7 protein-coding genes are annotated in these 6,609 nt (G+C 59.7%); 4 read left to right on the top strand and 3 right to left on the bottom strand.

All coding sequences use genetic code 11. The features are described from left to right. Window positions 1–65: 65 nt before the first annotated feature. Together ACRESD_RS12785 and ACRESD_RS12780 are read right to left on the bottom strand one after the other, a co-directional pair. Window positions 66–953 carry a lysophospholipid acyltransferase gene (locus ACRESD_RS12785; RefSeq protein WP_176994586.1) on the bottom strand — a complete coding sequence of 296 codons (888 nt, stop codon included), beginning with the start codon at window positions 951–953 and terminating at the stop codon, window positions 66–68. Window positions 954–993: 40 nt separating this feature from the next. Further along, window positions 994–1,551: a DNA-3-methyladenine glycosylase I gene (locus ACRESD_RS12780; protein WP_431751225.1), complete on the bottom strand. Its 558-nt coding sequence runs from the start codon at window positions 1,549–1,551 to the stop codon at window positions 994–996. An 81-nt stretch (window positions 1,552–1,632) separates the two neighbouring features. Here ACRESD_RS12780 and glyQ point away from each other — a divergent pair, with 81 nt between their 5' ends. The 4 genes from glyQ (at window position 1,633) to ACRESD_RS12760 (ending at window position 6,029) form a co-directional block, all read left to right on the top strand. Next, complete coding sequence (gene glyQ / locus ACRESD_RS12775) at window positions 1,633–2,586, top strand: glycine--tRNA ligase subunit alpha (protein ID WP_003187265.1); 954 nt, start codon at window positions 1,633–1,635, stop codon at window positions 2,584–2,586. Then, window positions 2,583–4,637 carry a glycine--tRNA ligase subunit beta gene (gene glyS / locus ACRESD_RS12770; protein WP_431751224.1) on the top strand — a complete coding sequence of 685 codons (2,055 nt, stop codon included), beginning with the start codon at window positions 2,583–2,585 and terminating at the stop codon, window positions 4,635–4,637. Before glyQ ends, glyS begins: the two co-directional genes overlap by 4 nt. Beyond that, a complete protein-coding gene (gmhB, locus tag ACRESD_RS12765) occupies window positions 4,637–5,176 on the top strand; it encodes a D-glycero-beta-D-manno-heptose 1,7-bisphosphate 7-phosphatase (protein WP_431751226.1) in 540 nt (179 codons plus the stop codon). The genes glyS and gmhB overlap by 1 nt, the downstream gene beginning before the upstream one ends. Window positions 5,177–5,258: 82 nt before the next feature. Next, window positions 5,259–6,029 carry a lysophospholipid acyltransferase family protein gene (locus ACRESD_RS12760; protein WP_431751223.1) on the top strand — a complete coding sequence of 257 codons (771 nt, stop codon included), beginning with the start codon at window positions 5,259–5,261 and terminating at the stop codon, window positions 6,027–6,029. Window positions 6,030–6,211: 182 nt separating this feature from the next. Here the strand turns inward: ACRESD_RS12760 and ACRESD_RS12755 are convergent. Next, window positions 6,212–6,609, bottom strand: a 398-nt coding sequence (locus ACRESD_RS12755) for a sensor histidine kinase (protein WP_431751222.1), incomplete at its 5' end; no start/stop codon positions are given.

The raw sequence follows: 6,609 nt of genomic DNA, 5'->3' as shown, positions 1-6,609 counted from the left end.
TGCCCGCATCGCAGGCAAGCCAGCTCCCACCGTTGATCTCCATGGGCCTGGAGGTCAGCAGTAAATCAGTACCACCGCGCCTCTCCCGGCGGACGCTTCTTGAAGCGCTTCATGCTCCACATGTACTGGCTCGGGTAGGCGCCGACATAGCGCTCCACCACCTTACTCATCGCCGCGCAGGACGTGGCGGTGTCGGTGCTGTACATGTCTTCCGGTGCTGCTTCCAGGATCACCTTGTAACCCGAACCGTCCGGCAGTCGCAGCGCATGCAGGAACACGCCCACCGCCTTGTGGCCCGCGAGCATGTTCGGCACGAACTTGCTGGTAAGCGCCTGGGTAGCGAAGAACGGCACAAAAATCCCGGCGGATTCTGCCGGCTCAGGGTCGGCGGGAATCCCCACCTGGCCACCTTTGCGCACTTCCTTGATCACACTGAGAATGCCTTCCTTGGTGGACGCCGCCACGCGATTGCCCAACTGCACGCGCTGTTTGCGCAGCAACTCATCCACTGCCTTGAGCTTGGGTGGGCGGTAGAAAATGATCGGTTTGCACTGGCTGCAATAGAAGTGGTTCAACACTTCCCAGTTACCCAGGTGGCTGGTGATGCCGACCACGCCTTTACCCGAGGCCAGGGCTTCGTGCAGCACTTCCAGGCCTTCGACTTCACGCACCAGGTCGATGGAACGCTGGGCCGGCCAGATCCAGGCGCAGGCGCTTTCGGTGAGGGACTTGCCGATGTCCATCAGGCTCTGCCCGACGAGGCGCTCGCGGGCCGCAGGGTCCATGTCCGGGAAGCACTTGGAGAGGTTGATCCGCACCGTGTCGCGGGAACGGTTGGGGGTTTTCCACATGATCCAGCCAATCGCCGTGCCGACGGCCTGGACAGCGCGCCAGGGCAGCAGGGCGAACAACCGGAGAGCGCCTACCAGCAAGGCGCCTTTAAACTTTTCCACAGGTCACTCCTGATCGTGTGTGGTGCGCAAAGCGGGCATTCTAACCGGCGTTGGCCAAGTCCGCGTAACGGTCGCAGTCTTGGGTGTGGTCCATGACCATGCCGCTGGCCTGCATGAAGGCGTAGCAAATGGTCGGCCCGACGAAAGTGAAACCGGCTTTTTTCAGGGCTTTGCTCATAGCCTCAGCTTCCGGGGTAATCGCCGGTACTTCGCTGCGGTCCTTGAAATGATTGACCTTGGGCACGCCGCCAACGAACGACCAGAGCAGACCCACCGGATCTTCGAGAGCCAGCCAGGCAGCGGCATTGCGGCGGGTGGCGTTGAGCTTCAGGCGATTGCGCACGATACCCGGATCGAGCATCAAGGCTTCGATTTCAGCATCGGTCAGCGTCGCCAACCGTTGCGCATCAAAGCCAAACAAGACCTTTCGATAATGCTCGCGTTTGCGTAAAACAGTGATCCAGGACAGGCCCGCCTGGAACCCTTCGAGCAAAAGCAACTCGAACAAGCCCTGCGCATCGCGCAGCGGCGTTCCCCACTCCTGATCGTGATAAGCCATGTACAGCGGATCTTCAGAACACCAAAAGCAGCGTGGCATAAGGCTCCAGGGAGTGGTGGCGGGGCCGAATCGGGTATACTCCCGCTCTTTAAATCGCAGCCCAAGTAACAGGTGAATTTCGTGAGCCAGCCTACGCCAGCCGTGCGTACCTTCCAAGACTTGATCCTCGCCCTCCAGCAATACTGGGCCGAGCAAGGTTGTGTGGTACTTCAGCCCTACGATATGGAAGTAGGCGCCGGCACTTTCCACACCGCAACATTCCTGCGGGCCATTGGCCCGGAAACCTGGAACGCCGCTTATGTGCAGCCCAGTCGTCGCCCGACTGACGGCCGCTACGGCGAAAACCCGAACCGTCTGCAGCACTACTACCAGTTCCAGGTGGTATTGAAGCCGAACCCGGACAACTTCCAGGAACTGTACCTGGGCTCGCTCAAGCATGTCGGCCTGGACCCGTTGGTCCACGACATCCGTTTTGTCGAAGACAACTGGGAATCGCCGACCCTGGGCGCCTGGGGCCTGGGCTGGGAAGTCTGGCTCAATGGCATGGAAGTGACGCAGTTCACTTACTTCCAGCAAGCGGGCGGTATCGAGTGCTACCCGGTGACTGGCGAGATCACCTACGGCCTTGAGCGCCTGGCCATGTACCTGCAAGGCGTGGACTCGGTCTACGACCTGGTGTGGGCTGACGGCCCGTTCGGCAAAGTGACCTACGGCGATGTGTTCCACCAGAACGAAGTGGAGCAATCCACCTACAACTTCGAACACGCCAACGTCGACAAGCTGTTCGAACTGTTCGACTTCTATGAAAGCGAAGCCAAGCGCCTGATCGAACTCGACCAGCCGCTGCCGTTGCCAAGCTATGAAATGGTGTTGAAGGCCTCCCATACCTTCAACCTGCTGGACGCCCGCCGTGCCATCTCGGTAACCGCGCGCCAGCAATACATCCTGCGTGTACGCACCCTGGCGCGTTCCGTCGCCCAAGCCTACCTGCTGGCTCGCGCCAAGCTGGGCTTCCCGATGGCAACCCCGGACCTGCGTGATGAAGTGTTGGCTAAGCTGGAGGCTGCACAATGAGTGCTCAAGATTTCCTGGTTGAACTGGGCACCGAAGAGCTGCCACCCAAGGCACTCAATACCCTGGCCGACGCATTCCTGGCCGGTATCGAAAAGGGCCTGCACAGTGCCGGCCTGAAATTCGCTGCGAAGAAAGTCTACGCCGCGCCACGCCGCCTGGCCGTGTTGCTGACCGCGCTGGAAACCCAGCAGCCGGACCGCAGCATCAACCTCGACGGCCCGCCACGCCAGGCCGCTTTCGACGCCGAAGGCAACCCGACCCAAGCCGCCCTTGGTTTTGCCAAGAAATGCGGCGTCGAGCTGAGCGAGATCGACCAGAGCGGCCCGAAACTGCGGTTCAGCCAGGTCATCACCGGCAAGCCGACCGCCAGCCTGCTGCCGACCATCGTCGAAGATTCCCTGAACGACCTGCCGATCCCGAAGCGCATGCGCTGGGGTGCACGCAAAGAAGAATTCGTACGTCCGACCCAGTGGCTGGTGATGCTGCTCGGTGACCAAGTCATCGATTGCACCATCCTCGCCCAGAAGGCTGGCCGTGACTCCCGTGGTCATCGCTTCCACCATCCGGAAAGCGTGCGCATCACTTCCCCGGCCAACTACCTCAACGACCTGCGTGCCGCCTATGTACTGGCCGACGCCAACGAGCGTCGCGAGCTGATCAGCAAGCGCACCGAAGAGCTGGCCCGCCTGCAGGAAGGCACCGCCATCGTGCCGCCAAGCCTGCTGGACGAAGTGACCGCCCTGGTTGAATGGCCGGTGCCGCTGGTGTGCTCGTTCGAAGAGCGTTTCCTCGACGTGCCGCAAGAAGCCCTGATCACCACCATGCAGGACAACCAGAAGTATTTCTGCCTGCTGGATGTTGACGGCAAGCTGCTGCCGCGCTTTATCACCGTGGCCAACATCGAGAGCAAGGACCCGCAACAGATCATCGCCGGTAACGAGAAAGTCGTGCGCCCGCGCCTGACCGACGCCGAGTTCTTCTTCAAGCAAGACAAGAAGCAAAAGCTGGAAGACTTCAACCTGCGCCTGCAGAACGTGGTGTTCCAAGAGAAGCTCGGCAGCGTCTACGACAAGGCCGTACGCGTTTCCAAGCTGGCCGCCTACATTGCGCCACGCATTGGTGGTGATGCTGCCTGGGCTGCGCGTGCGGGCTTGCTGTCCAAGTGCGACCTGGCCACTGAAATGGTCGGCGAGTTCCCGGAAATGCAAGGCGTTGCCGGCTACTACTACGCCCTCAACGACGGCGAGCCGGACGATGTTGCCCTGGCGCTGAACGAGCAGTACATGCCGCGCGGTGCTGGCGCTGAGCTGCCAACCACCTTGACCGGTGCAGCCGTGGCTATCGCCGACAAGCTGGACACGCTCGTTGGTATCTTCGGTATCGGCATGCTGCCAACCGGCAGCAAAGACCCGTATGCGTTGCGTCGTGCGGCCTTGGGCGTGCTGCGTATCCTGATCGACAAGAAGCTGGACCTCGACCTGACCCAGGCCGTGGTGTTCGCGGTTGGCCAGTTCGGTGGCAAGGTCAAGCAAGCAGGCTTGGCCGAGCAAGTGCTGGAGTTTGTGTTCGACCGTCTGCGTGCACGTTACGAAGACGAAGGCGTGGACGTTTCCGTCTACCTGTCGGTACGTGCCCTGCAACCGGGTTCAGCGCTGGACTTCGACCAACGCGTACAAGCCGTACAAGCGTTCCGCAAGTTGCCGGAAGCCGAAGCCCTGGCCGCTGTGAACAAGCGTGTGTCGAACCTGCTGAGCAAGGCCGACAACCTCGGCAATGCCAAAGTCGACCCAGGCCTGTTTGCCGATGCCAAGGAGTTCTCGCTGAACTCGGCTATCGCCAAAGCGGAAAACGCAGTGAAACCGCTGCTCGCCGAACGCAACTATGCCGAAGCACTGGCATGCCTGGCCAGCTTGCGCGAGCCAGTGGATGCGTTCTTCGAAGCCGTGATGATCAATGCCGAAGACGCCGGTGTGCGGAAAAACCGCTACGCCATGCTGGCACGTCTGCGCGGTCTGTTCATCGACATCGCTGACATTTCCGTATTGGGCTGATCATGTTGAAACTGCTGATTCTCGATCGGGACGGAGTGATCAATTACGACTCCGACGCTTACATCAAGTCGGTGGAGGAGTGGATTCCACTGCCCGGTTCGATCGAGGCCATCGCGCAGTTGAGCAAAGCCGGCTGGACGGTGGCCATCGCCACCAACCAGTCCGGCATCGCCCGCGGTTACTACGACATCGCCACCCTGGACGCCATGCACGCGCGCTTGCGCACGTTGGTGGCCGAGCAGGGCGGCGAGGTGGGGCTGGTGGTGTACTGTCCCCACGGGCCGGACGAGGGCTGCGATTGCCGCAAACCCAAGCCTGGCATGTTGAAAACCATTGCAGAACATTACAAGGTGCCCTTGGCTGGGCTATGGTTCGTCGGGGACAGCCTCGGTGACCTGGAGGCGGCCAAAGCCGTCGACTCTCAGCCAGTTTTGGTTAAGACCGGAAAAGGCGAAAAGACCCAGGCGAAAAACCTGCCGGTAGGCACTTTGATTTTTGACGATCTGGCGGCGGTTGCCGCAGAACTTATCAACAACTAGCCGCCCTCGACTTCCTGACCAAGGACTGTTCGGGAGTGCGCTTTTAACAGGCGGGCCGTGTCCCGCAACGGTAAATGCCGCCATGTCGATCTTGCAGGCCATCAGAACCTTTTTCTTTTACCTGCTGCTGGGCACCAGTTCGTTTCTCTGGTGCACCCTGAGCTTTTTTATTGCGCCGTTCCTGCCGTTCAAGGCGCGCTATCGCTTTATCAACGTCTATTGGTGCCGCTGCGCGTTGTGGCTGACCAAGGTGTTCCTGAACATCCGTTTCGAGGTCAAGGGCGCTGAAAACGTCCCCGACCAGCCCTGCGTGATTCTGTCGAACCACCAGAGCACCTGGGAAACGTTCTTCCTGTCGGCTTACTTTTCGCCGTTGAGCCAGGTGCTCAAGCGTGAGCTGCTCTACGTGCCATTCTTTGGCTGGGCCATGGCCATGCTGCGGCCGATCGCCATCGACCGTGACAATCCCAAGGCCGCACTCAAGCACGTGGCCAAGAAGGGCGATGAGCTGCTCAAGGACGGCGTCTGGGTGCTGATCTTCCCGGAAGGTACTCGCGTGCCCTACGGCACCGTAGGCAAGTTCTCACGCGGTGGTACCGCGTTGGCGGTCAACGCCAACTTGCCGGTCTTGCCGATTGCCCATAACGCCGGCAAATTCTGGCCGAAAACCGGTTGGGCCAAGCGCGAAGGCACCATCACGGTGGTGATTGGCGAGCCGATGTACGCTGAAGGCGAGGGACCACGCGCCATTGCCGCACTCAATGACCGCGCCGCCGCGTGGAACGAGGCACAACAGCGGGCTATGGGTTCGCTGCCTCCGCTGTCGGCCGAAATTGATTCGGCGGCAATTTAATGTTCTGTGGATAACCTGTGTACGGTTTGTTGGCGAATGGACATTTTTAATTTGTAAGTAGCTGATTTAATTTCATATTTCTCAAACTCATAAAACAGCGAAAAAGGTGCATAAGTTTTTCCTGCATTAAAAAACCGGCTCTAGCAGCCGGTTTTTTATGCACAAGAAAAAGAGCTGCCAACTCACTCGGTCCACAATGGCAATTGCAGGCTGAACGTGGTGCCTTTCCCTACTTCACTCTCACACTCAATACGTCCGCCATGGCGATCCACTACCGTCTTGACCATTGTCAGCCCCAACCCCAGTCCTTCACTGCCTTGGGCCGACGCAAAACGCCGGTACTGCCCAAACAAGTCGGGAAGGTCCTCATGGGCAATACCCGAGCCCTGATCGCTGATTCGACATTCCAGCCATTCGTCGGCTCTGCTTAGGCTTAACGTCACCGTAGTCCCGGACGGGCTGTATTTGATCGCGTTCTCCAGCACGTTGAACAAAGCACGCGTCAGCTGCGATTGATCCGCCAAGACCATCTCCTCGCCGGCCTCATCCAAGTCATGAACCAAGTGGATATCCTTCAGTT

The sequence above is a fragment of the Pseudomonas sp. genome (assembly GCF_050739995.1).
Lineage (GTDB): Bacteria > Pseudomonadota > Gammaproteobacteria > Pseudomonadales > Pseudomonadaceae > Aquipseudomonas.
Note: the sequence above shows the minus strand (reverse complement) of the source record. Positions and strands in the feature narration are given on the sequence as shown.

What these genes read in the sequence shown, in the direction of transcription:
- ACRESD_RS12780 (WP_431751225.1), bottom strand. Translation starts at nt 1,551, where the DNA reads ATGCCACGCTGCTTTTGGTGTTCTGAAGATCCGCTGTACATGGCTTAT.
- glyS (WP_431751224.1), top strand. Translation starts at nt 2,583, where the DNA reads ATGAGTGCTCAAGATTTCCTGGTTGAACTGGGCACCGAAGAGCTGCCA.
- ACRESD_RS12760 (WP_431751223.1), top strand. Translation starts at nt 5,259, where the DNA reads ATGTCGATCTTGCAGGCCATCAGAACCTTTTTCTTTTACCTGCTGCTG.